This is a genomic window from Pseudomonas sp. P5_A2_2 (assembly GCF_054177685.1).
Genome location: NZ_JBGCUL010001343.1, coordinates 1 through 1,030, shown reverse-complemented (window position 1 = coordinate 1,030; position 1,030 = coordinate 1). Strand labels below are relative to the sequence as shown.

The window sequence follows — 1,030 nt, the reverse complement described above, 5'->3', positions numbered from 1 at the left end:
GATCGAAAGCGCTCAGGGAAGCCTTGGCGCCCTCGCCCACTGCGATCACGATCTGCTTGTACGGCACGGTGGTCACGTCGCCGGCGGCGAACACACCCGGTACCGACGTTTCACCACGAGCATCGACGATGATCTCGCCACGGGGTGACAACTCGATCGTACCTTTGAGCCAATCGGTGTTCGGCAACAAGCCGATCTGCACAAAGATCCCTTCCAGCTCCACACTGCGCAATTCGTCGCTCTGACGATCCTTGTAGCGCAGGCCGTTGACCTTCTGGCCGTCGCCGGTGACTTCAGTGGTTTGTGCACTGGTGATCACGGTGACGTTCGGCAGGCTGTGCAACTTGCGCTGCAATACCGCATCGGCGCGCAACTGCACGTCGAATTCCAGCAACGTGACATGGGACACGATACCGGCCAGGTCGATGGCCGCTTCAACGCCGGAGTTGCCGCCGCCAATCACTGCCACGCGCTTGCCCTTGAACAGCGGACCGTCGCAGTGCGGGCAGTACGCCACGCCTTTGTTGCGGTACTCCTGCTCGCCCGGGACGTTCATTTCACGCCACCGTGCACCGGTCGCCAGAATCACGGTTTTGGCTTTTAACGATGCGCCACTAGCGAAGTGGACTTCATGCAGTTCGCCGTTTTTGCCAGGAATCAGCTTGTCGGCGCGCTGCAGGTTCATGATGTCGACGTCGTACTGCTTGACGTGTTCTTCCAGGGCCACGGCCAGTTTCGGCCCTTCGGTTTCCTGCACCGAGATGAAGTTTTCGATGGCCATGGTGTCCAGCACCTGCCCACCAAAACGTTCCGCCGCGACACCGGTGCGAATGCCTTTACGGGCCGCGTAGATTGCCGCCGAGGCACCGGCCGGGCCACCACCGACCACCAGCACATCAAAAGCTTGCTTGRCACTGATTTTCTCGGCCTGGCGTTCGATGCCGCTGGTGTCGATTTTGGCGAGGATTTCTTCCAGGCCCATGCGGCCCTGACCGAAGTTCACGCCATTGAGGTAGATGCTCGGCACCGC

Annotated in this window: 1 protein-coding gene; it reads right to left on the bottom strand. The window is 60.5% G+C overall.

From position 1 onward, the window contains the following. On the bottom strand, positions 1 to 1,030 hold a 1,030-nt coding region (gene ahpF / locus ACXRVY_RS31295; RefSeq protein ID WP_458239248.1), incomplete at both ends, for an alkyl hydroperoxide reductase subunit F.